21 protein-coding genes are annotated in these 20,297 nt (G+C 70.1%); 4 read left to right on the top strand and 17 right to left on the bottom strand.

The annotated features are described in order from the left end of the window. Positions 1 to 26 precede the first annotated feature (26 nt). Both OG485_RS27470 and OG485_RS27465 read right to left on the bottom strand, forming a co-directional pair. Positions 27 to 986 (bottom strand): MarR family transcriptional regulator, encoded by a 960-nt coding sequence (locus tag OG485_RS27470; RefSeq protein WP_328671186.1) that lies wholly within the window; start codon positions 984 to 986, stop codon positions 27 to 29. A 277-nt stretch (positions 987 to 1,263) separates the two neighbouring features. Beyond that, positions 1,264 to 2,238, bottom strand: coding sequence for a LysR substrate-binding domain-containing protein (locus OG485_RS27465; protein ID WP_328671185.1), 975 nt, complete (start codon positions 2,236 to 2,238; stop codon positions 1,264 to 1,266). 176 nt (positions 2,239 to 2,414) lie between these two features. Between OG485_RS27465 and OG485_RS27460 the strand changes: the two genes are divergently transcribed. Beyond that, entirely contained in the window at positions 2,415 to 2,969 is a 555-nt protein-coding gene (locus OG485_RS27460) for a peroxiredoxin (RefSeq protein ID WP_328448706.1), read from the top strand. Positions 2,970 to 2,975: 6 nt separating this feature from the next. After that, positions 2,976 to 3,509, top strand: a complete 534-nt coding sequence (locus OG485_RS27455) for an alkyl hydroperoxide reductase (protein WP_328671184.1) — start codon at positions 2,976 to 2,978, stop codon at positions 3,507 to 3,509. Between the two features lie 154 nt (positions 3,510 to 3,663). Here the strand turns inward: OG485_RS27455 and OG485_RS27450 are convergent, their stop codons facing one another. From OG485_RS27450 to OG485_RS27435, 4 genes are all read right to left on the bottom strand, one after another. Beyond that, positions 3,664 to 5,079, bottom strand: a complete 1,416-nt coding sequence (locus OG485_RS27450) for an AI-2E family transporter (RefSeq protein WP_328671183.1) — start codon at positions 5,077 to 5,079, stop codon at positions 3,664 to 3,666. A 135-nt stretch (positions 5,080 to 5,214) separates the two neighbouring features. Next, entirely contained in the window at positions 5,215 to 5,913 is a 699-nt protein-coding gene (locus OG485_RS27445; protein WP_328671182.1) for a lytic transglycosylase domain-containing protein, read from the bottom strand. A 427-nt stretch (positions 5,914 to 6,340) separates the two neighbouring features. Next, positions 6,341 to 7,666, bottom strand: a complete 1,326-nt coding sequence (locus OG485_RS27440; protein WP_328671181.1) for a PhoH family protein — start codon at positions 7,664 to 7,666, stop codon at positions 6,341 to 6,343. A gap of 320 nt (positions 7,667 to 7,986) precedes the next feature. Further along, the gene (locus OG485_RS27435) at positions 7,987 to 8,760 is read right to left on the bottom strand and encodes an isoprenyl transferase (RefSeq protein WP_326785763.1); all 774 of its coding nucleotides are present in this window, start codon (positions 8,758 to 8,760) and stop codon (positions 7,987 to 7,989) included. Between the two features lie 144 nt (positions 8,761 to 8,904). Between OG485_RS27435 and mgrA the strand changes: the two genes are divergently transcribed. Both mgrA and OG485_RS27425 read left to right on the top strand, forming a co-directional pair. Then, complete coding sequence (mgrA, locus tag OG485_RS27430; protein ID WP_328671180.1) at positions 8,905 to 9,942, top strand: L-glyceraldehyde 3-phosphate reductase; 1,038 nt, start codon at positions 8,905 to 8,907, stop codon at positions 9,940 to 9,942. A 408-nt stretch (positions 9,943 to 10,350) separates the two neighbouring features. Continuing rightward, complete coding sequence (locus tag OG485_RS27425; protein WP_328671179.1) at positions 10,351 to 10,686, top strand: DUF192 domain-containing protein; 336 nt, start codon at positions 10,351 to 10,353, stop codon at positions 10,684 to 10,686. A gap of 311 nt (positions 10,687 to 10,997) precedes the next feature. Here OG485_RS27425 and OG485_RS27420 read toward each other — a convergent pair whose 3' ends face one another. From OG485_RS27420 to OG485_RS27370, 11 genes are all read right to left on the bottom strand, one after another. After that, positions 10,998 to 11,873 (bottom strand): LLM class flavin-dependent oxidoreductase, encoded by an 876-nt coding sequence (locus OG485_RS27420; RefSeq protein ID WP_328671178.1) that lies wholly within the window; start codon positions 11,871 to 11,873, stop codon positions 10,998 to 11,000. 172 nt (positions 11,874 to 12,045) lie between these two features. Beyond that, entirely contained in the window at positions 12,046 to 13,269 is a 1,224-nt protein-coding gene (locus OG485_RS27415) for an RNA-guided endonuclease InsQ/TnpB family protein (protein ID WP_328671177.1), read from the bottom strand. 142 nt (positions 13,270 to 13,411) lie between these two features. Next, a complete protein-coding gene (locus tag OG485_RS27410; protein ID WP_328671176.1) occupies positions 13,412 to 14,002 on the bottom strand; it encodes a dihydrofolate reductase family protein in 591 nt (196 codons plus the stop codon). Between the two features lie 85 nt (positions 14,003 to 14,087). Then, positions 14,088 to 14,735 carry an OmpA family protein gene (locus OG485_RS27405; RefSeq protein ID WP_328671175.1) on the bottom strand — a complete coding sequence of 216 codons (648 nt, stop codon included), beginning with the start codon at positions 14,733 to 14,735 and terminating at the stop codon, positions 14,088 to 14,090. Positions 14,736 to 14,738: 3 nt separating this feature from the next. Continuing rightward, a complete protein-coding gene (locus OG485_RS27400; protein WP_328671174.1) occupies positions 14,739 to 15,332 on the bottom strand; it encodes a hypothetical protein in 594 nt (197 codons plus the stop codon). Positions 15,333 to 15,347: 15 nt separating this feature from the next. Beyond that, a complete protein-coding gene (locus tag OG485_RS27395; protein ID WP_328674685.1) occupies positions 15,348 to 15,953 on the bottom strand; it encodes a pilus assembly protein TadG-related protein in 606 nt (201 codons plus the stop codon). Next, a complete protein-coding gene (locus OG485_RS27390) occupies positions 15,950 to 16,150 on the bottom strand; it encodes a hypothetical protein (protein ID WP_328671173.1) in 201 nt (66 codons plus the stop codon). Before OG485_RS27390 ends, OG485_RS27395 begins: the two co-directional genes overlap by 4 nt. A 114-nt stretch (positions 16,151 to 16,264) precedes the next feature. Continuing rightward, positions 16,265 to 16,996 (bottom strand): response regulator transcription factor, encoded by a 732-nt coding sequence (locus tag OG485_RS27385; protein ID WP_328671172.1) that lies wholly within the window; start codon positions 16,994 to 16,996, stop codon positions 16,265 to 16,267. Then, entirely contained in the window at positions 16,989 to 18,401 is a 1,413-nt protein-coding gene (locus OG485_RS27380) for a sensor histidine kinase (RefSeq protein ID WP_328671171.1), read from the bottom strand. Before OG485_RS27380 ends, OG485_RS27385 begins: the two co-directional genes overlap by 8 nt. Next, positions 18,401 to 19,291: a DUF5936 domain-containing protein gene (locus OG485_RS27375; RefSeq protein ID WP_328671170.1), complete on the bottom strand. Its 891-nt coding sequence runs from the start codon at positions 19,289 to 19,291 to the stop codon at positions 18,401 to 18,403. The genes OG485_RS27380 and OG485_RS27375 overlap by 1 nt, the downstream gene beginning before the upstream one ends. Before the next feature lie 13 nt (positions 19,292 to 19,304). Further along, positions 19,305 to 20,246, bottom strand: a complete 942-nt coding sequence (locus OG485_RS27370; protein ID WP_328671169.1) for a type II secretion system F family protein — start codon at positions 20,244 to 20,246, stop codon at positions 19,305 to 19,307. Positions 20,247 to 20,297 lie beyond the last annotated feature (51 nt).

Below are 20,297 nucleotides of genomic sequence, written 5' to 3'. Positions count from 1 at the left end.
TGTGATCGTTGACAGGTATTTCGGTTTCACGTTCCGGAGTCCGGGGTCCAGATCCGGTGCCGCAGCCGGAAGAATCCTTTCCAGCTCGCCCCTGCCCTTTCGGGGGCGAGGGTTTCGGTTATTCCGCTCGCGCCGGGATCACGGCGGGGCAGCGACGGGGCATGCGCGCCGGGGTCTCTGCGGGGCAGGGACGGAGCGATCGCCCCCGGTGGCGGTCCGGGGTCCGGCCGGGGCCCGGGTGCCGCGGACTCTCCGGCGGCCACCGCGGAGGACAGGGCGGAGAACACCTCGGGGTCCAGGGCGGGAGGGGCACCGGCGGGCCGCTGCCGGAGCGCTCCGGTCGGCAGGTCCCGCACGGTGACGCGGGTGGCGGAGTCGGGCTCCGCCGGCAGTTCCAGCAGCCCCTCGCCGAGCATGCGGGCCATCCCCACCGTGACGGTGTAGGCGCCGAGGCCGGTCGCGAAGGCGATGTCACGGGCGGTCCGGCGGCCGTCGGCGTGGGCCAGCAACTCCTTCTGCGGTGGCGGGAGCTGCTCGCGTATCTCGTCCGGCACCGCGGCCGGCACGGGGCGTTCCCGGTCCGGCCGTACGGGCCACGGCAGGGCGGCGACGGCCGCGAGCTTCCTCGCCGCGTCCTGGAGCAGCCGCCCCGGAGCCTCTCCGAGGGCGACCGGCGCGTACGGCTCGAAGGCGGCGTCGAGCGGGTCGCACGCCTCCACGTCACCGGCCACGACGGCGAAGGCCGCGTCCTGCATCGCCATCATGCAGACGACCCGGAGCTGTGCGGCCCCCGCGTAGCCGTGCGCGATCAGCCCGGCCTCGGGCCACCGGCTGCCGTCGGCCTCGCGGAGCAGTCCGGCCCACTGTTCACCGCTGACGCGGCCGGAGCGCAGCAGCCGCGCCTCGGCACCCGGGGCGCCCGGACTCTCGACGGCGACGACGCAGCCTTCGCGGAGATGGAAGACTCCTCCGGGCTTTCCGGACACCCGTAGTTTTCCCGTCACCCGTGTGCCCTGGCATTCGCTCAGCGCGCGCGACAGCAGGTCGTATCCGACCCTGCCAAGGGAATCCCGAATGCCCGACATCACTCCCCTTGGAACTTCCGGCACTTCGCACAGACGCCTGACGAGTCACCCTGAGGAGGTATGTGTACCAGCCGGGGCGGATATCCCAGCGAGAGTCGCACTACCTGACGGAAGTTGAAATATCCCGGCCTTCGAAGGGCATCATCGGTCGCCCGGATGACCGACTGTGCACGGCAGTTCAGGCCTTGGCGTCCAACACCCTGACGGGCAGCGGGCGCAGGGCCCCCCGCAGGGCCTCCGCCAGTTCCTGGTACTCCGTGCTCCGCGCGGCGCCCGACCGCATCGCGAGCGCGATCCGCCGGGTGGGCGCCGGGTCCGCGAAGTACCCGGTGAGGAGCTGATCGCTGCGGGTGGTCTCCACCTTGACGGCGGTACGCGGCAGCAGGGTCACCCCGAGACCGCCGGCGACCAGCTGGACGAGGGTCGACAGGCCCGCGGCGGTGGTGGTCACGGGGGCGTCCGCGCGCCCGGCCTCACGGCAGATGTCCAGGGCCTGGTCGCGCAGGCAGTGACCCTCGTCGAGGAGCAGCAGACGCAGTTCCCGCAGCGCCTCGCGCGGAATGCCCTCCCGCCCGCCGAGCCCGTGGCCGAGCGGGGTCACCAGCACGAAGTCCTCGTCGAACAAGGGGAGTTCGAGGACACCGGGCACGCCGAGGGGGACCGCGAGCAGCAGCAGGTCGAGCCGGCCGGCCGTCAGGCCCTCCAGCAGACTGGCCGTCTGCTCCTCGTGCACCTGGAGGTCGAGGTCGGGGTAGCGGTCGTGGACGAGACGCAGGACGGTCGGCAGGAGGTAGGGGGCGACGGTGGGAATGACACCCAGGCGCAGCGCTCCCGTGAACGGCGCGCGCACGGCTTCCGCCTCCTCCATCAGCGCGCCGACCTCGGCCAGCACGGCCCTGGCGCGTACGGCCAGACGCTCGCCGGCGGGCGACAGGAGCACTTTGCGGGTCGTACGCTCCAGCAGGGTCACCCCGAGGGTCTCCTCCAGGGCGGAGACGGCGCCGGACAGGGCGGGCTGGCTCATGCCGATCGCGGCGGCCGCGTCCCGGAAGTGCAGGTGCTCGGCGACGGCGGTGAAGGCGCGCAGCTGCGCGAGGCTGGGGCTGCGGCGCCCGCCGCCCTTGCCGCCCGCCCTGCCGGTGGGGCTTGCCATGGCCTCGCCTCTCGCTCCGGGTGGGTTCACCGGACGTCACTGATAGCCGTACTCGATCAACACGACCAAGTGTAGCTATTTCCCGAATCAATACTGCCTGTGCCACGATCGAGGTCGTCCACCCCCCCTAGGGAAACGCCCCCAAAAAGGGCTGCCCCTTGCTGCTAGGAGAGTTTGTGCTCACTGTCGGTGACCAGTTCCCCACGTTCGACCTGACCGCCTGCGTCTCGCTGGAGAAGGGCCAGGAGTTCGAGCAGATCGACCACAAGACCTACGAGGGCAAGTGGAAGATCGTCTTCGCGTGGCCCAAGGACTTCACCTTCGTGTGCCCGACCGAGATCGCGGCCTTCGGCAAGCTGAACGACGAGTTCGCCGACCGTGACGCGCAGGTGCTGGGCTTCTCCGGCGACTCCGAGTTCGTGCACCACGCCTGGCGCAAGGACCACGACGACCTGCGTGACCTGCCCTTCCCGATGATGGCCGACTCGAAGCACGAGCTCATGCGCGACCTCGGCATCGAGGGCGAGGACGGTTTCGCCAAGCGTGCCGTCTTCATCGTCGACCAGAACAACGAGATCCAGTTCTCCATGGTGACCGCCGGTTCCGTCGGCCGTAACCCCAAGGAGGTCCTGCGGGTCCTGGACGCTCTCCAGACGGACGAGCTCTGCCCGTGCAACTGGACCAAGGGCGAGACCACCCTCGACCCGGTCGCCCTCCTGGCCGGTGAGTGACCTTCCATGGCTCTCGACGAACTGAAGTCCGCCATACCGGACTACGCCAAGGACCTGCGCCTGAACCTCGGTTCGGTGATCGGCAACAGCGACCTCCCGCAACAGCAGCTCTGGGGCACGGTGCTGGCCTGCGCCATCGCCTCGCGCTCCCCGCGCGTCCTGCGTGAGCTGGAGCCCGAGGCGAAGGCCCAGCTGTCGCCCGAGGCGTACACGGCCGCCAAGTCGGCCGCCGCGATCATGGCGATGAACAACGTCTTCTACCGGACGCGGCACCTGCTGTCCGACCCGGAGTACGGGACGATGCGGGCCGGTCTGCGGATGAACGTCATCGGCAACCCGGGCGTGGAGAAGGTCGACTTCGAGCTGTGGTCGCTCGCCGTCTCCGCGATCAACGGCTGCGGGCAGTGCCTCGACTCCCACGAGCAGGTGCTCCGCAAGGCGGGCGTCGACCGGGAGACGATCCAGGAGGCGGTCAAGATCGCGTCTGTGCTCCAGGCCGTCGGCACCACGCTGGACGCCGAGGCGGTCCTCGCCCAGTAGTCCTCGCGCGCCCGAGCGGCTTGCAACCCGCTCGAACTCTCAGGGCCCTGCTCACCTTCACGGTGGGCGGGGCCCTGTGCGTTCACGATGGGTTGGGCCCTGCGCGTTCACGCCGGGCGGGGGTGCTGCGCGTTCTGCTGCGCGAGTGCGGCCGCTACGGCGTCAGCCGGTGGGCCGGGGACGCGTCCACGGCCGTGGCTCCGCGGGGCTCGGGGGCGTGGCGCAGATCCGCTTCGGCGGCGTACGACCGCAGGTAGACGACCACCGTGTTGGTCACCGCGACCAGCGGGACGGCGACGACCGCTCCGCCGATGCCCGCGACCATGCCTCCGGCGGCGACCGACAGGACCACCGCGAGGGGATGGACGCGGACCGCCCGGCCCAGGATGAAGGGCTGGAGGATGTGGCCCTCGATCTGCTGGACGGCGAGGACCACCACGAGCGTCATGACGGCGGCGAAGACGCCCTGGGTCACCAGCGCGACCACCACGGCCAGCGCCCCGGAGATCACCGCGCCCACCAGCGGGATGAACGCGCCGAGGAAGATGAAGACGGCGAGCGGCACGGCCATCGGGACCTTGAGGAAATAGATGCCCAGGCCGATGAAGGTCGCGTCGATCAGGGCGACGATCACCGTGCCGCGGACGTAGGCGGTGAGCGTGCGCCACGCGCGCGGGCCCGCGCCCGCGACCCCGGCCCGGGCGGCGGCCGGGACGAGCTTGAGCGACCACTCCCAGATCCGCTTGCCGTCGTAGAGCAGGAAGAGGGTCGAGAACATCGTGAGCAGGATGCCCGTCAGCGCCTCGACGATCACCGTCACACCCTGGAGGCCCGCCGACGTGATCTGGTCCGTGTTCGCGCCGATCGCCTCACGGAGGTTCTTCGCGATCTCGTTGATCTGCTTGTCCGTCACATGGAACGGGCCCTTGAGGAGCCACTTGCGCAGCTCGTCGATGCCGTCCTGGATCTGGTTGGAGAGGTTGTCGATGTTCTCCTGGACCTGCCAGACCACGAACCAGCCGACCAGCCCCATGATGACGAAGCCGAGGATCGCGGTGAGCGCGGTGGCGAGCCCGCGCGGCACCCCGTGACGTGTCAGCCGGCCCACCGTGGGCTGGAGCAGCGCGGTGATGAGCAGCGCGGCCACGAAGGCGAGTACGACGAGCTGCACGGCGCTGATGACCCGCATCAGCACCCACACGGTGCCCGCGAGGATGAGCAGCCGCCAGCCGGCCTCGGCGGCGACCCGCACTCCCCACGGCACGGCGAGGGCGGGGTCGGGGCGGTGGTGGAGCGGCGCGGCGTGGACGGGCGCCGCGGCCGTCTCCTCGGAGGGCCGCTGGACCGGGAGCGCGGAGGCGTCGGCGTCCGCCGCCGGGTCGTCGGGGGTCCCGGAAGCCCGCGGGAGGGTGCCGGGTGCGTCGAGGGGGGCGGGCGTGTCGAGGCCGTCCTCGCCGTCGAGGGGGCCCTGCGTCTCCAACTCGACCTCGGCGCGGCGCTCGTCCAGCCGCTCGCCGAGCTCGGTGAGCCCGGCGCCGATCCGACCGAGCCATCCTGGTACACGCGACATGATGCGTCCTCTTCCCCCGCTGCTCCCCACCACTCCCCCCTGGAGTCGTCGGGTCCGACCGTACATGGCCGAAGCCCCTCCCCTAGGACGGGGAGGGGCTTCGCAAGGTTGAGCCGCCGGCGTACGGCGTGGAACTCAGTACCAGCTGTTGGCCTGCCAGAACGACCAGGCCTCACAGGGGCTGCCGTACCGGCCGTTCATGTAGCTCAGGCCCCACTTGATCTGGGTGGCCGGGTTGGTCTGCCAGTCGGACCCGGCGGACGCGTACTTGCCCGCGGGCAGGGCCTGGAAGAGGCCGTAGGCACCCGAAGAGGCGTTGACGGCGTGGTAGTTCCAGCTCGACTCGTGGTTCACGATGTTGCTGAAGCACTGGAACTGACCGCTCGGCACCATCTGGGCCGCCATCGCCTGGATCTGGGCGACGGTGTACGAGGACTGGACCGAGAAGCTGGAGGAGTCACGCGTCGCGGAGCGGCTGGCCGCCTTCTCGGCTTCCTCGCGCTCCTTGGCGTCCTTCTCGGCCTTGGCCGCGGCCTTCTGCTTCGCGACCGCGTCGTCGGCCGCCTGCTTGCGGGCGGCCGCCTCGGCGTCCTTCTTGGCGCTCGCGTCGGCGGCGATGGCCTGGGCGTCGGCCTGCTGCGTCAGGGACGCGGTCTGCACCTGGGCCTGCTGGCCGGCAGGTATGTCAGCGAGGAGAGTCGAGTCGCTCGCCGTCGCCTCGGCATCGTTCGAGGGCTGGGCGACGCTGCCCGAGGCAACTCCGACCACGCTTCCGACGGCGGTGACCGCGGTGGCCGAAGCCACTGCGAATCCCCGGACCGAAATCCGGCTCACACGGTTTCCTTCCAGCATCGCCCGTTTAGGTGACCCTCGCGGACGCAATCGTGCCCCTCGGCGCTGGCCTCCCAACTGCGGGGTCACGGGGAGACACGGGCCCGGTGGGCAACTCCCGCTGGGGGAGCGCCGCATGGTGCGCGGGCGGCATACGACGGCTCTATGGAGTTCTGAGGTTCCGGTGTTGCCGTACCGCTGGGGGTACAGCTGTGTCGTATGCGGGGCCTGACAGGAGTGAGACTTTAGCCGTAACCCGGCTCCGCACGGCAATTCCGTGTCGCGTGTGAAAGCTCACACCCCGTTTGCCTCAGCTGTTTCCTGGAAACGCCAGCGCAGCAAGACGCCGCCCGGCTAGGCTCTTCGCCTTTGCCGGACGGCGCCAACCAGCGTGTATCCACCACCCTTTGACCAGGTGGGACAGCCGGGATCAGATCTGCCCGTCCTCCAGCATTTCGGTCACGAGTGCCGCAATCTGGGACCTCTCGGAACGATTCAGCGTGACGTGCGCGAAGAGCGGATGGCCCTTCAACTTCTCTACGACGGCGACCACTCCGTCGTAACGCCCGACGCGCAGATTGTCCCTTTGTGCCACGTCATGGGTCAGAACGACCCGCGAATTGGCCCCGATCCGGGACAGAACGGTCAACAGGACGTTCCGTTCCAGGGACTGGGCCTCGTCCACGATCACGAACGCGTCGTGGAGCGAGCGGCCGCGGATGTGGGTGAGCGGCAGGACCTCCAGCATGCCGCGCGCGGTGACCTCCTCGATGACCTCGCGGCTGGTGACCGCGGAGAGCGTGTCGAAGACCGCCTGGGCCCAGGGGCTCATCTTCTCGGACTCGGAGCCGGGCAGATAGCCGAGCTCCTGCCCGCCCACCGCGTACAGCGGCCGGAAGACCATCACCTTCTGGTGCTGGCGGCGTTCGAGGACGGCCTCCAGGCCCGCGCACAGCGCGAGCGCGGACTTGCCGGTGCCGGCCCGGCCGCCCATCGACACGATCCCGATGTCCGGGTCGAGCAGCAGATCGAGCGCGATGCGCTGCTCGGCGCTGCGGCCCTTGATGCCGAACGCCTCACGATCGCCGCGTACGAGCCGGACGTCGCCGTCGGCGGTGACACGGCCGAGGGCCTTGCCGCGCTCCGACTGGATCGTCAGACCGGTGTGGACCGGCAGACCGGCCGCTTCGGGGACATGGACGTGTCCCTCCTCGAAGAGGATGTCCACCTGTTCGCCGGCCAGGCTCAGTTCGGACATTCCGGTCCAGCCGGAGGAGCCCGTGATGGCGAGCTCCGCGCGGTACTCCTCGGCGAGGAGACCCACGGAGGACGCCTTGATCCTGAGCGGCAGGTCCTTCGAGACGACGGTGACGTCGTATCCCTCGGCCTGCAGGTTGCGGGCGACCGCGAGGATGCGGGAGTCGTTGTCCCCCAGGCGGTACCCGCTGGGCAGGACGCTGGGGTCCGAGTGGTTGAGCTCGACCCGAACCGTCCCGCCGAGCTCCCCGACGGGAATCGGGGAGTCGAGGCGGCCGTGCCGGACCCGGAACTCGTCGAGCAGGCGCAGGGCCTGCCGGGCGAAGTAGCCGAGTTCGGGATGGTGCCGCTTGGCCTCCAGCTCCGTGACCACGACGATCGGAAGCACTACTTCGTGCTCGTCGAAGCGGCTCAGGGCATTCGGGTCGGCCAGCAGGACGCTGGTGTCGAGAACATAGGTGCGCCGGTCTGGCTTGCGGCGCTTTGTGCTGGTCACCACGGAAGGACGTACCCCCTCGGATGAGGTCGGGGAGCGACGAAGGAGATCTGGACCGGTTACCGGCACCGATGCACGGGCCGAAAACCGGCCCTCCGCTTCGTCCGTACTGACCGCACGGTCGGGCTGGTGCAAAGGGCCTCCCGGGCGGACGGCCCCGAGCCGTCCGCTGAGATACGACACCCGTGGTTCGGGCATCGACCTGCAAGGCTTATGCCCTCGAACCGGCGAAGCCATGCCACGGCATATGACGGCGCGTTCGTTAACTCCCGATGACGTACGTCCCCACAGGGTGCCCCGCGCAGCACGGGGCACCCCGGAATTCAGCCTCCGTAACGGCGGTGTCGCGCCGCGTAGTCGCGCAGGGCGCGCAGGAAGTCGACTTTGCGGAAGGCCGGCCAGAAGACTTCGCAGAAGTAGTACTCGGAGTGGGCGGTCTGCCAGAGCATGAATCCGGACAGCCGCTGCTCACCGCTGGTGCGGATCACCAGGTCCGGATCGGGCTGGGCACCGGTGTAGAGGTGCTTGCCGATCAGGTCGACGTCGACGCGGTCCGCGAGATCCTCCATCGAGGTCCCCTTGTCGGCCGCGTCGAGGATCATCGAGCGCACCGCGTCGGCGATCTCCTGGCGGCCGCCGTAGCCGATGGCGACGTTGACGACTATCCCCTCGACATGGGCGGTGGCCTCCTCGGCCTCCTTGAGGGCCGACTGCATCGGGGAGGGCAGGATGTCCCGCGTCCCGACGTGGTGCACCCGCCAGCGGCCGTCGGCCGCCAGCGTGCGGACGACGCCCTCGATGATGCCGAGGAGCGGACCGAGCTCCTCCTGCGGGCGGTCGAAGTTGTCGGTGGACAGCAGCCACAGGGTGACGACCTCGACATCGGTCTCGGAGCACCAGCCGAGGAACTCCTCGATCTTGTCGGCTCCGGCCCGGTGGCCCTGGGCGGTGGTGGAGCCGGCGGCCTTCGCCCAGCGGCGGTTGCCGTCCATGATGACGCCGATGTGCTTGGGCACCTGGTCGTGATCGAGGTGGCCTTCCACCCTGCGTGCATAGAACCTGACCAGCAGGCGGCGCAGGTTGTCGCGCAAGGTCACGTGTTGTCAGCCCCTTTGTGCGGATCGGACAGACGCGCCCGAGCACAGTCCCTGTCCATGTGGCGGTCCCCCGGGGCGAAGCCTACCCCTGCGGAACGCGAGGGCTCCCGAGGGGCCTGTGCACCCTGGCATAGGTTCGTCCCCATGAACGACCCCACTCTGTACCGGGCCGCAACGGAGCGGTACGACTCGATGGAATACCGGCGTACGGGCCGCAGCGGCCTCAAACTGCCCGCGGTCTCGCTCGGCCTGTGGCACAACTTCGGCGACGACCGCGCGCTGGACTCCCAGCGCTCGATCCTGCGCCGCGCCTTCGACCTCGGCGTCACCCACTTCGACCTCGCCAACAACTACGGGCCGCCGCCCGGCTCGGCGGAGCTGAACTTCGGCAAGCTGCTGAAGGAGGACTTCGCCCCCTACCGGGACGAACTGGTCATCTCGACCAAGGCGGGCTACGACATGTGGCCCGGTCCGTACGGCGAGTGGGGCAGCCGCAAATACCTGCTGGCCTCGCTGGACCAGTCGCTGAAGCGGATGGGCCTCGACCACGTCGACATCTTCTACTCGCACCGCTTCGACCCGGACACCCCGCTCGAGGAGACGATGGGCGCGCTCGCGTCCGCCGTCCAGCAGGGCAAGGCGCTGTACGTCGGGGTCTCCTCGTACAGCAGCGAGCAGACGGCGGAGGCGGCCGGGATCCTGACCGGGATGGGTGTCCGTCCGCTCATCCACCAGCCCTCGTACTCGATGCTCAACCGCTGGACCGAGGACGACAGCCTGCTCGACACGCTGGAGGCGGCCGGTATGGGCTGCATCTCCTTCGCGCCGCTCGCGCAGGGTCTGCTGACGGGCAAGTACCTCCAGGGCATCCCGGAGGGCTCGCGCGCCACCCAGGGCAAGTCGCTGGACCCGGGCCTGCTGAGCGACGAGGTCGTGCGCCGGCTGAACGGACTGAACGGCATCGCGGCCCGGCGGGGCCAGTCGCTCGCCCAGCTCGCGCTCACCTGGGTGCTGCGCGACCAGCGGATGACCTCCGCCCTCATCGGCGCGTCCAGCGTGCGGCAGCTGGAGGAGAACCTGGCGGCGCTGGCGGCCCCGGAGCTCACGGACGAGGAGCTGAAGGAGATCGACACGTTCGCGGTGTCGACACAGGGCACCAACATCTGGGCCCAGCGGCACTGAGTCACCGCGATCCCGGGCCGCGCGGGGCGGCCACTCCCGGGGGCGCACGGGGGCGCCTGCCGGGCGGGCCGGCGCGGGCACAAAAAACGGGCCGGTCCGTGGGGGGGAGACGGACCGGCCCGAGGGGGGGTTTCCACCATAACCCTTCGTAAGTGATGCTGCGTGCATCCGCGTGCCACAACTACTCTCCGGAGTCGCCCGGCAACGCCTGGATGAGCATGGAGCCATCGATTCCGGGTGTGATCATGGCCGATTCATGGCTGATTCAAAGGGAATCGTGAAGGATCGACAGAGATCCAAGGGGTTCATGAGCACTCCCGGGGCGTGGCGCCGCCGTGTCGGTCCGTACTCCGGGCGGGTGATCCGCCTGACGGCCTCCCGCTTGACTCCCCCGCTAACTTCGCACCCATGGCCACGTTCACGACGGACAGGACGTCCGAGCCGGTGCCCCTGGAACTCGCCGCCACGGCGCGCGCCCGGCGACGGGGGCTGCTCGGACGCCGGGGGATCGAGGGCGCACTGCTGCTCACACCGGCGAACTCGGTGCACACCCTGGGGATGCAGTTCGCGATCGACGTCGCCTATCTGGACCGGTCGTCGCGGGTCCTGGCGGTACGTACGATGCGTCCGGGCCGGCTGGGGCTGCCGCGACCGCGGGCCCGGCAGGTCCTGGAGGCGGAGGCCGGCTCGATGGAGCGGTGGGGCGTGCGGCGCGGCGTGCGGATCACCGTCCGGCACGGCTGACGTCACGTCACCGGGCAAGGCAGCACCGCGCAGCCCCCTCCGCTGCGCGGTGCCACACGCGCAGCTTTGCTCACGCGAATTACCTTGGTCTGAACTTACGTGGGTCAAACATTCCTGGCGACAGCCGATCGATAACGATGTGGAAACCCCGTGCGGATCTCCCGCACGCGGCGCGCCGCACCCCGCCCCGCCACCCGTGCATCCGGACGGACATCTCACACCGAGCGACCCTCATTGGGAGCTTTTCGGTCAATCTGCTCCCGTGGCCGTGGATCATGCCCCGCGGGCCCGCGGATGAGGGGATCGGCGGATCAGGGGACCAGCGGGCGCACCTGTCCGGCCGCGAAGCGGACGAAGCCCTCGGGGTCCGGCTCGTCGGCGGTGGGCTGGAGGACCACCGTGTCGGCTCCGGCGTCCACGAGACGCTGGACGGCCTTGGCGACGGCGTCCGCGTCGCCCGCGACCCCGAGTTCCGGGACGGCGCTCTCGCCCTCGGCCTCGGTCTCGGCGCGCAGCCGGGCGCCGGCGTCCGCCCCGGTGGCGGTGCGCAGATAGACGACGACCCGGTGGTGTCCCTCCGTCCGGCCGGCCCTCTGCCGCCCCTCGTCGATGAGCCGGCGGGCCCGCCGTACCCCGTCGGCGGTGGTGGAGGCGGTGAGGACCGTGCCGTCGGCGGCCTCACCGGCGAGGCGGAGCGTACGGGGCCCGGTGGCGCCGGTGAGGACGTCGGGCGCGTCGGCGGGCGGCCAGTCGAGGGCGACTCCGTCGAGTCGCACGTACCGCCCCTGGGCGGTCACGCGCTCGCCGCGCAGCAGGGCGCGCAGCGCGTCGAGATGCTCGCGCAGCAACGTCAGGGGCGACTCGGCCCGCGCCCCGACCTGCCCCATCCAGTCCTGGACGCCGTGGCCCACCGCGACGGCGGCCCGCCCGGGGAACAGCCGGTGCAGGGTGGCGGCCTCCATCGCCGTGACGGCGACGTTCCGCAGCGGGACGGGCAGCAGTCCCACTCCCACCCGCAGACGCTCGGTCCAGGCGAGCGCCGCCGCGGCGGTGGAGATGCCCCCTTCGAGGAAACAGTCCTCCCACAGCCACAGTTCCTCGAGTCCCGCCTCCTCCGCCTCGCGCGCCAGGGCGCGCAGCCGCTCGGGGGGCAGTTGGGGCCGGAAGACGACGCCGAGTGAGGTCATGCCGTCTTCCTACCCAGGCGACCCGGGTGACCCACCACGCTCGACCGCTTACGCGCCTTCGGTGCCGGCCGTCCCCGGGGCGTCACCCGTGCCGGTGGTGGTGTCGCGCTCTTGACATGCTCCTCGGGCTGAGCCTCAAGGATTCTGGCCGTCGCTACTGGGTGCTGTGCCGCTACGCGGCACAGTTTCCGGTAGGGATTCCGTGGCTTCCTGTTTCTTCGCACCGTGCCGGGATGAGTCCCGGTCTTACCCGCGCTCCGCAGGCTGTCACCGCCAGTCCGGCGGCCCGTTTCACGTTCTTTGCAGCGTTCACGTCGCGGTCGTGGACGGTCTGGCATGCAGTGCAGGTCCACTCGCGCACGTGGAGGGGTTTGGGACCGTCGTGGTGGCCGCAGGTGGAGCAGACCTGGCTGGTCGGCTCGAAACGGTCGATCTTGATGAAGGTGCGGCCGTACCGTTCGGCCTTGTAGGCGAGTGCCGCCGTGAACTGAGACCAGCCTGCGTCGTGCACGCTCTTGGCCATCCTCGTGCGCGCCAGTCCCTTGACTGCCAGGTCCTCCACCGCGACTGCTTGGTTCTCGCGGATCAGCTTCGTGGAGAGCTGGTGGTGGAACTCGCGGCGCGCGTCGGCGACCTTCGCGTGCGCCCGGGCGACCTTCACCCTCGCCTTCTCGCGGTTCTTCGATCCCTTGCGCTTGCGGGCAAGGTTTTTCTGGTTCTTTTTCAGCTTTTTCTCCGCCCGACGCAAAAACCGTGGGGAGTCGATCTTCGTGCCGTCGGAGAGGACTGCGAAATGGGTCAGCCCCAGGTCGATACCGACGCTCCGGGTGGCGTCGGGCATCGCGGCAGCATCGGCTTCCGGATCGGTTTCAATGACGAACGACGCGAAGTACCGTCCCGCCGCGTCCTTGACGACGGTGACCGAGGACGGTGTGGAGGGCAGGGCCCGGGACCACTTCACCGCCACTTCACCGATCTTCGGCAGCAGCAGCCTCCCGCCCTCGGTGATCTTCCAGCGGGCGTTCGCGGTGAACCGCACCGCCTGACGGGCATCTCGGCGAGAGCGGAAACGCGGCTCGCCCACCCGCGCCCCAGCCCGCTCCCCCTTCAGCGAGGCGAAGAAGTTCGCGTACGCCGCATCCGCGTCCCGCAGCGCCTGCTGGAGCACGACCTGGGAGACCTCTGCGAGCCAGGCCCGCTCCGCACGCGCCTTGGCCTGAGTGATCAACGTCTTGGACAGCACCGCGGACGTCGGGTACCGCTTCCCGGCCGCGCGGGCGTCGCGCCGGGCACGCACCGCGTCGTTGAACACCACGCGGGCACACCCGAACGCCCGCGCCAACGCGCCACGTTGACCAGGTTCCGGGTACATCCTGAAGACATACCGAAGCTGCATGCGAGCATCGTAGAAACGACCGAATCACCGGCACCAGTTGGAACATTCGTTCAATGTGTCACCGGCTGCCAATCCGTAGTCTCTGTCCGGCTCCGCCGGAAGGTCATCGCGATGCTCGCGCGTCGCGACCACCGGATTCGCTTCATGAACGGGCTGAAGCCCCATGCACTGCGGACAAATCTCGGTAGCGCAGGAGGGCGACGCCGTTGCCGAAGGTCCGCGTCTCGATGAGGCGGAGGTCGGTCGGGGCCTCGGCCTCCGGGAACAGCGGCTTGCCGGCCCCGATGAGGACGGGGTGCACGTACAGCCTGATCTCGTCCACGAGGCCCAGCCGAAGGAACTCGGCGGCGAGATCGGCGCCGCCGAGCGCGAGGTCGCCGCCCTTCTGCGCCTTCAGGGCCAGGATCTCCTCGGGCACGACCTCCCGTACGACCGTGGTGTGCCCCGTGCCGCGCTCGAGCGTCCGCGAGAACACCAGCTTGGGGATGTTCCGCCAGATCCCGGCGAACTCGGCCATCTCCGGGCTGATGTCCGGGTCCTTGTCGGCCGTCGGCCAGTAGGCGGCCATCAGCTCGTAGGTCACCCGTCCGGACATCAGGACCCCGAACCCTCTGATCAGGTCGTTGAAGTGCTGGTGCAGTTCGGCGTCGACCCGGTGCCAGTCGATCTCGCGGTTCGGGCCCTCGATGTATCCGTCGAGGGACACCGACATCATCAACACGATCTTCCTCATGGCGGACTCCATCGACCTCGTGCGCGACCCGTTCGTCGGGGGCATGCTGCCAGGGCGCCGGGCGCGGGAGAAGGTGACGCGCGCGTCAGGCGCTGTTCCCGTCCGCGGCACCCCTCGGGAAGGTCACCTCCACCCGGCGGTTCTTGCGGCGGCCCTGCTCCGAGGTGTTGTCGGCGATCGGGTAGTCCTCGCTGTAGCCGCGCACCTCGAAGGTGATGTCCGACTCCGCGGAGCCGAGCGCCGCGGCCAGGCCGTCGTGCACTTCCTCCGCGCGCTTCTTGGAGAGGGTCAGGCCGTGCGCGTACGAGCCGAGGTTGTCGGTGAATCCGAAGACGCGGACGGTCGTCGCGTGCTGGGCCTTGATCTCGTCCGCGATCGCCTGGATACGGGACTGGGAGTCCGGGTTGAGTTTGGAGCTGTCCTTGGGGAAGAGGACCTCCGCCTGGAGCGCGAACGTCACGTCCGAGTTGGTGTCCTCGCGGCGCTCCTCGCCGCCCAGGTCCTCCACGACCGACTTGATGTCCAGCACCTTGGCGGGCGCCAGGGTCGCGCCGTCGGCGAGCTTGAGCCCCGGGCTGTTGGCGTCGACGTCGGGGGGCGGGGAGGTCGTGACGCTGCCGGGCGGGGCACTGGGGTCACCGTCGTCCGCGTACGCGGGACCCGGCAGGCCGAGGGTGATCAGCACGGCGAGGGCCGTGAGCGCGGTCGCGGCGGGGCGGGGCGGGAGGGCCATGGGTCAGCCCTCGGAGATCTCGATGGAGGCGGGTGGCATGGAGCCGACCTGGAAGTCGACGGCGGAGGTTCCGGCGGGGGGTGCGGGGAACTGGGCGAACCAGTCGGCCGACTCACCGGCGTCCACGCCGCCGCCGTCGAACTTGGTGCACAGGCAACGCCCTTGCGTGTCCCGCAGGACCAGGTACTTCTTCTTGCCCTTGCTGTCGGTCAAGGCGGCTCCGGCCATCGAGGCACCGTTCCGGCTCAACTCGCGTTCGTCTCCACGCCAGTTCGCGGCGACCCAGAACTGACCACCGCCGTTGGTCACCGTTCCGCTGACGGTCACGAATCCACCTTGATCCCGCACGGCCGAGGTGATCGTGAGCGTCACGTCGTCACCCTTGACCTCGGCCAGTATCTGGTCCTGGCTCGCTGTCGGCGACGCCTGATTCGCATCGTCGCCGCCCCCCTTGTCCGACTGGGAGGAAGACGAGCCGGCCTTCGGCTTGTCGCCGCCGTCTCCTCCGCCGCATCCGGACACCGTGAGGAGCAATCCGGTACTGACCGCCACCACGGCCATGGCCCTGCGGCCCTTCATGGTGTGCCGGAGATCCATCGGTACGGCTTCCTCTCACTCGGCCAGGTGCACGGAGAACAGCACGGACGCGTCCGGTAGGTCGTCCGGGTTGAAGTCTCCGGGGTCGATGTTCACGATCTCGCCGTCACAGTCGAGTTCGACGGGCTTCTGCGGATCCGCAGCCGGATCGAAATCGCAGCGCGGCTGAATCACGGCTATGGCATGGGCGTTCGCGTGCCGGCCTTCGGTGCCGGGGATGATGGAGTGGCCGACGGTGTAATTGGTCCGGATGTCGGCGCGGTACCCGGGGAAGCCGTTCCTCCTGGCGAACTCAACGCCCAACAGACTGGCATCGTTCTGGGCGGCCAACTGCTGGGCCGCGCTCTCTGCCCCTGCTCCGTCGGCCTCCAGGCCACCGTCCAACCAGTCCAGCCAGTCGTCGTCCTCGCCGACAGCCCCCGTCAGACGGTCCATCAGCTCGTCCCGGGTGTCCTGCGCGGCCGCCAACGCAGCAGCGTCCGCCGCAGATTGAGCTCCATTGCGGGCGGACGCTGCTTGAGCGAAAGCGAAGAAGGCGAACGCGGCGAAGAGCAGAATCCCCGTCAGCCAGATGTAGATGGGGAGGGTCTGCCCGCGGTCGCCGCAGGTCGAGAGGGTCAGCCTCCGGTGACCTGAGTGACCGCGTTCCGGATCGCACCGGAGATCAACCCGTCCAGGCCGATCTGGTCGATCAACGTGAAGATCCCCGCGATGATGATCATCAACCCCGCGTACTCCACGAACCCCGCGCCCGCGTCCCGGTGGGCGCCCCGCGTCCGGGAGATCACCGTTCGGGTCCATGTGGTGAACCTGCTCATCAGGACTGCCCTCCCTGCCGACGCCACTAACGACCCGAGCACCGTACGTGAGAAGTCGCCTACCGCGAGTGGGCCCAGGGGCCCAACTTCGCTGGTGGGGAGCGCGGGGCGGAGTCATCGGCTCCACCCCTCGCGTGTCGTCCCCAGCCAGTGGGCGATCGCTTCGCTCCGCGAGGAACTGTGCAGCTTCGCGAAGATGCGATTGATGTGATTCTTGACGGTCTTCTCCGCGATGAAGCAGGTGGCGGCGATCTGGCGGTTGTTCATGCCGGCCGCGATGAGGTCCATCACCTCCACCTCCCTTGAGCTCAGGCCGAACTCGGACTGATGGACGGCATGGCGGTGAAGTCCCGCCGCCGGCAAGGGCCGAGCCTCCGACGACTGTGCCACAGCAGATTGCAGGTGCGAAGAGAATGAGTGCGGTTGGTACGAAACTCCGAGTGAATCCGGGACAGCCGGGCGTCCGTGGCGTACCTCCCGTACGGCGGCGATCAGTTCGGCCGCCGTGAACTCGCCATGGACGAGATAGCCGGACGCGCCTTTGCGCAGGGCTTCCGCCACGACCTCGGGTTCGCGGCTGTACGTCAGCATCATCACCGGGGCGATCGCGCACAGTTCGGGCAGTGCGGTGAGGCCGTCCGTGCCGGGCATCCGCACGTCGAGAAGGACCACGTCCGGGACGAGAAGAACGGCACGGTCCAGTGCCTCCGCGCCGTCCCGCGCCGTCGCGACGACCGCGATGTCGGGGTGCGCGTCCAGCAGGGCGGTCAGACCGGCCCGTACGACCGGGTTGTCGTCGGCCACGAGGACACGCAGGGACGGACCGGAAAGTGCCTGGTCAGGCATGTGCGGCCTCCTCTTGGGAAGTGGGGGGAGCGGGAAGGGCGGCCGTCGAGAGCGGGAGGGTCAGCCGGACCTCGGTACCCCCGCCGAGGGTCCGGTCCAGCCGGACGAGGCCGCCGACGCACGCGGCTCGTTCCGTCATGCCGAGCAGGCCGAAATGGCCGGATCTCGTCCAGACAGCGAGCGCGGCGGGGGTCGCCGGCACCGGGAGGCCCACGCCGTCGTCCCGGACGAGCAGCGCGAACTCGTGTTCCGACAAGTCGAGTTCGACCGTCACCGCTTTCGCGCCCGAGTGGCGGTAGGCGTTCTCCAGCGCCTCGGACACGATCGCGAGGACGTGGTGGGCGGCGGTGCTGGGCAGGACCGCGGGCGCGCCCCGGTGCCGTACGGCCGGGGCGAGGCCGGTGCGGGCCTCGAAGTCGGCTGCCACGCAGCGGAGTTCGGGGAGGAGGTCGACGTCCGGGGCGGTCAGGTCGGTGTGCCGCCGCAGGTCCGACAGGAGGGTGCGGGACTCGGCGGCGGCGAGGCGCGCGGCGTCCGCCACGACGGTCGCCTGGCGTTTGAGCCTCTGCGGGTCCGCATCCTCCGCGGAGGCGGCCAGCGCCTCCGCGGCCAGCGCGAGGCCGTACAACGTCTTGGCCACGGAGTCGTGCATCTCGCGTGCCAGGCGGGCCCGTTCGGACTCCACGGCCTCCGCGACGGCGAGCCGGCTGGTCGCCTCGGCCAGGGCCTGGCCGGCCGTGCCGAAGCGGAACAGCAGATTGCGCAGGGTGACTCCGATGATTCCGGCACCGACGCAGAAGCCCGCGATGAGCAGGGTGCTGGAGCCCGCTCCGGGCCGGTGCTCCCAGGCCCTGAACACCGTGAGCAGCACGATGAGCTGGAACCCGGTGAAGACGCCCGCGCCGCGCCAGCCGTACAGCAGGCCCGACAGCAGCGGGGTGCAGACCGTGGCGTAGGCGAGGGGGGAGGCCGGGGACGCGGTGAGGAGCAGGACCGCCCCGAAGGTGAGGTCCAGGCCCATCAGGGTCGGGTGGGCGAGGAGACGCGGGCCGAAGCGGTCCCAGTCCCGGAGCATCGCGTAGGAGCCCATGACTCCGAGGACGGCGGCGGCGAGGACCGCGTAGCGCAGGAGTCCGCCCGTGGCGTTCGTCATCGCGAAGGGCGCGCCGACCGCGATGGCCGCGAGTCGGACCGCGAAGGCCTGACGGCACAGGGCCTGGAGGGCGTTGAGCTGGAGGCGGATGCCGCCGGGCGCGGGCGCGTCGTCCGCGAGGTAGCCGGTGCCCCGTTGTTCGCGGGTCCGTGCGAGCCGAAGGGAGCGGTGCGCATGGCTTCGGGCGAGCCGAAGGGGCCGGCGCAGGCGTGCGCGGAGGGTGTGACCCCGGTCGCTGGGAAGGCTCTTCATCAGCGCCCCAGGATCGAGCCGAAGTCGGTGCCCGAGCCCAGGAACATGCCCGTCGCGATGAGGATCATCGTCGCCGGGAGCATGAACACCAGGGTGACCATGGTGGCCTTGGGGATGGTCTTGGCGGCGCGGCGGCGGGCGTTCTGGGCGTCCGTGCGGCGCATGTCGGTGGCGAGCTGGATGAGGGTCTCGGCGATCGGGGAGCCGAGTTCCTCGCCCTGCTGGAGCGCCGAGACGAACTGGGCCACCTGCTCGGAGGAGTTGCGCCTGCGGAGTTCGTCGAAGGCCTGGCGACGGCTGACGCCCATGTCCATCTGGCGCAGGGTGATGCGCAGTTCGTCCGCCCAGGGGCCCTCGTACTTCTCCGCGACGCGGTCCAGGGCCTGGCGGAAGCCGAGACCCGCGGAGACGACGACCGCGAGGACGTCGAGGAAGTCGGGCAGGGTGCGGTCGATGACCTCCTTGCGCTCCCGGACGGCCTGCCAGATGAGGGCGTCCGCGGCGACCAGCCCGAAGGCCAGCGTGAGCACGGCGAAGAGGAACTGGCCGTTGGACAGGAAGACCAGGCCGAGGACGACGCCGAAGACCCCGTACACCGCGCGGCGGGCCGCGTAGCGGTTCAGGGTCAGGCCGCCGGGGTTGCCCGCCATGTCGATGCGCCGGCGTTTGGCGTTCACGCGCCGGGGGCCCATCAGGCGCAGGACCGTCGGCGCGAAGCGCATGCCGAGGCGGTCGACGGCCGAGTCCGCGACCGAGACCCGGGTTCCGCCGACCTCCAGGGCGAGCTGGAGGTCGCTGGGGAGTTTGACCTCGGAGCGGATCATCCGGACGCCCAGGAGGACGCCCGCGACGGCCGCGCCCATCAGGACGGCGAGCAGCAGCGGCAGCAACGTGATCCCTCCCTCACACTTCGATCTTGCCGAGCCGGCGGATGACGAAGAAGCCCACGGTGTAGAGGCCGAGGGCGAGCAGGACGAGCCCCTGGCCGAGCGGGGAGCCGGTGACGCGGGCGAGGGCTCCCTCGTTCGAGGAGTTGATCAGCACCAGGGAGCCGATGCCGAGGAAGGGGACCGTGAAGGCGGTCGCGTTGACCTCGGAGAGCATCGTGCGGACCTCGCGGCGGGTCTCCTTGCGGTCCTCCAGGGTCTGGGTGAGGTTGCGCAGGGAACTGACCACGGAGCCGCCCGCCTTGTTGGCCAGGACGAGGGTGGTGACGAGGACGATCAGCTCACGGGAGGGCAGTCGCTGCGAGAGTTCCCCGAGGGCGTCGTCGATCGTACGGCCCAGCATCAACTGGTCGGCCACGTGGGCGAGTTCCTCGCCCGCCGGGGCCTCCAGTTCCTCCGCGGCCATGGCGAGCGCCGTGCGCAGGGCGAGGCCGGCCGCCGTCGCGTTCGCCAGCAGGCGTGCGACGTCGGGGAGTTGGTTGATGAACGCCTCGATGCGTTTCTGGCGCTGCCAGTTGAGGAAGATGCCCGCGCTCCACACGCCGAGCAGGGCGGCGATCGGGCCGAAGAAGGGGGCCAGGGTCGCGGCGGCGATCAGCCACAGGGCGACGACCACGGCGGTGACGTAGGTGAAGAACTCCCCCGCCGTGAGATCGAGTCCGGTGGCCGTCAGGCGCAGGTGGATGGTGCGGCCGAGGCGGGTGCGGCGCAGCCGTCGGTCGACGCCCGCGAAGTGGCGTGCCCTGTCGCCCGCCGTGTGCGGAGTGCCGCCGCCGGAGAGCCGGTCGAGGAGGTCGCGGCGCTGGGCGCGGCCGGAGGCGTACGTGTGCACGCCCGCGACGGCGAGCGTGCCGCCGAGGAGCGTCCCGCCGAGGGCGAGGAGTGCGGGGTCGTTCACTGCTGCCTCCCTTCGGAGGTGAGGGGCTCGGGAGTAGGGGACGGGGACTCT

This window comes from Streptomyces sp. NBC_00328, assembly GCF_036139655.1.
GTDB lineage: Bacteria > Actinomycetota > Actinomycetes > Streptomycetales > Streptomycetaceae > Streptomyces.
This window is presented reverse-complemented; position numbering and strand designations above follow the sequence as displayed.

Coding starts and splice junctions, on each gene's coding strand:
- OG485_RS27465 (WP_328671185.1), bottom strand. CDS start 2,238: ATGGCAAGCCCCACCGGCAGGGCGGGCGGCAAGGGCGGCGGGCGCCGC.
- OG485_RS27455 (WP_328671184.1), top strand. CDS start 2,976: ATGGCTCTCGACGAACTGAAGTCCGCCATACCGGACTACGCCAAGGAC.
- OG485_RS27450 (WP_328671183.1), bottom strand. CDS start 5,079: ATGTCGCGTGTACCAGGATGGCTCGGTCGGATCGGCGCCGGGCTCACC.
- mgrA (WP_328671180.1), top strand. CDS start 8,905: ATGAACGACCCCACTCTGTACCGGGCCGCAACGGAGCGGTACGACTCG.
- OG485_RS27425 (WP_328671179.1), top strand. CDS start 10,351: ATGGCCACGTTCACGACGGACAGGACGTCCGAGCCGGTGCCCCTGGAA.
- OG485_RS27420 (WP_328671178.1), bottom strand. CDS start 11,873: ATGACCTCACTCGGCGTCGTCTTCCGGCCCCAACTGCCCCCCGAGCGG.
- OG485_RS27415 (WP_328671177.1), bottom strand. CDS start 13,269: ATGCAGCTTCGGTATGTCTTCAGGATGTACCCGGAACCTGGTCAACGT.
- OG485_RS27410 (WP_328671176.1), bottom strand. CDS start 14,002: ATGAGGAAGATCGTGTTGATGATGTCGGTGTCCCTCGACGGATACATC.
- OG485_RS27405 (WP_328671175.1), bottom strand. CDS start 14,735: ATGGCCCTCCCGCCCCGCCCCGCCGCGACCGCGCTCACGGCCCTCGCC.
- OG485_RS27400 (WP_328671174.1), bottom strand. CDS start 15,332: ATGGATCTCCGGCACACCATGAAGGGCCGCAGGGCCATGGCCGTGGTG.
- OG485_RS27390 (WP_328671173.1), bottom strand. CDS start 16,150: ATGAGCAGGTTCACCACATGGACCCGAACGGTGATCTCCCGGACGCGG.
- OG485_RS27385 (WP_328671172.1), bottom strand. CDS start 16,996: ATGCCTGACCAGGCACTTTCCGGTCCGTCCCTGCGTGTCCTCGTGGCC.
- OG485_RS27380 (WP_328671171.1), bottom strand. CDS start 18,401: ATGAAGAGCCTTCCCAGCGACCGGGGTCACACCCTCCGCGCACGCCTG.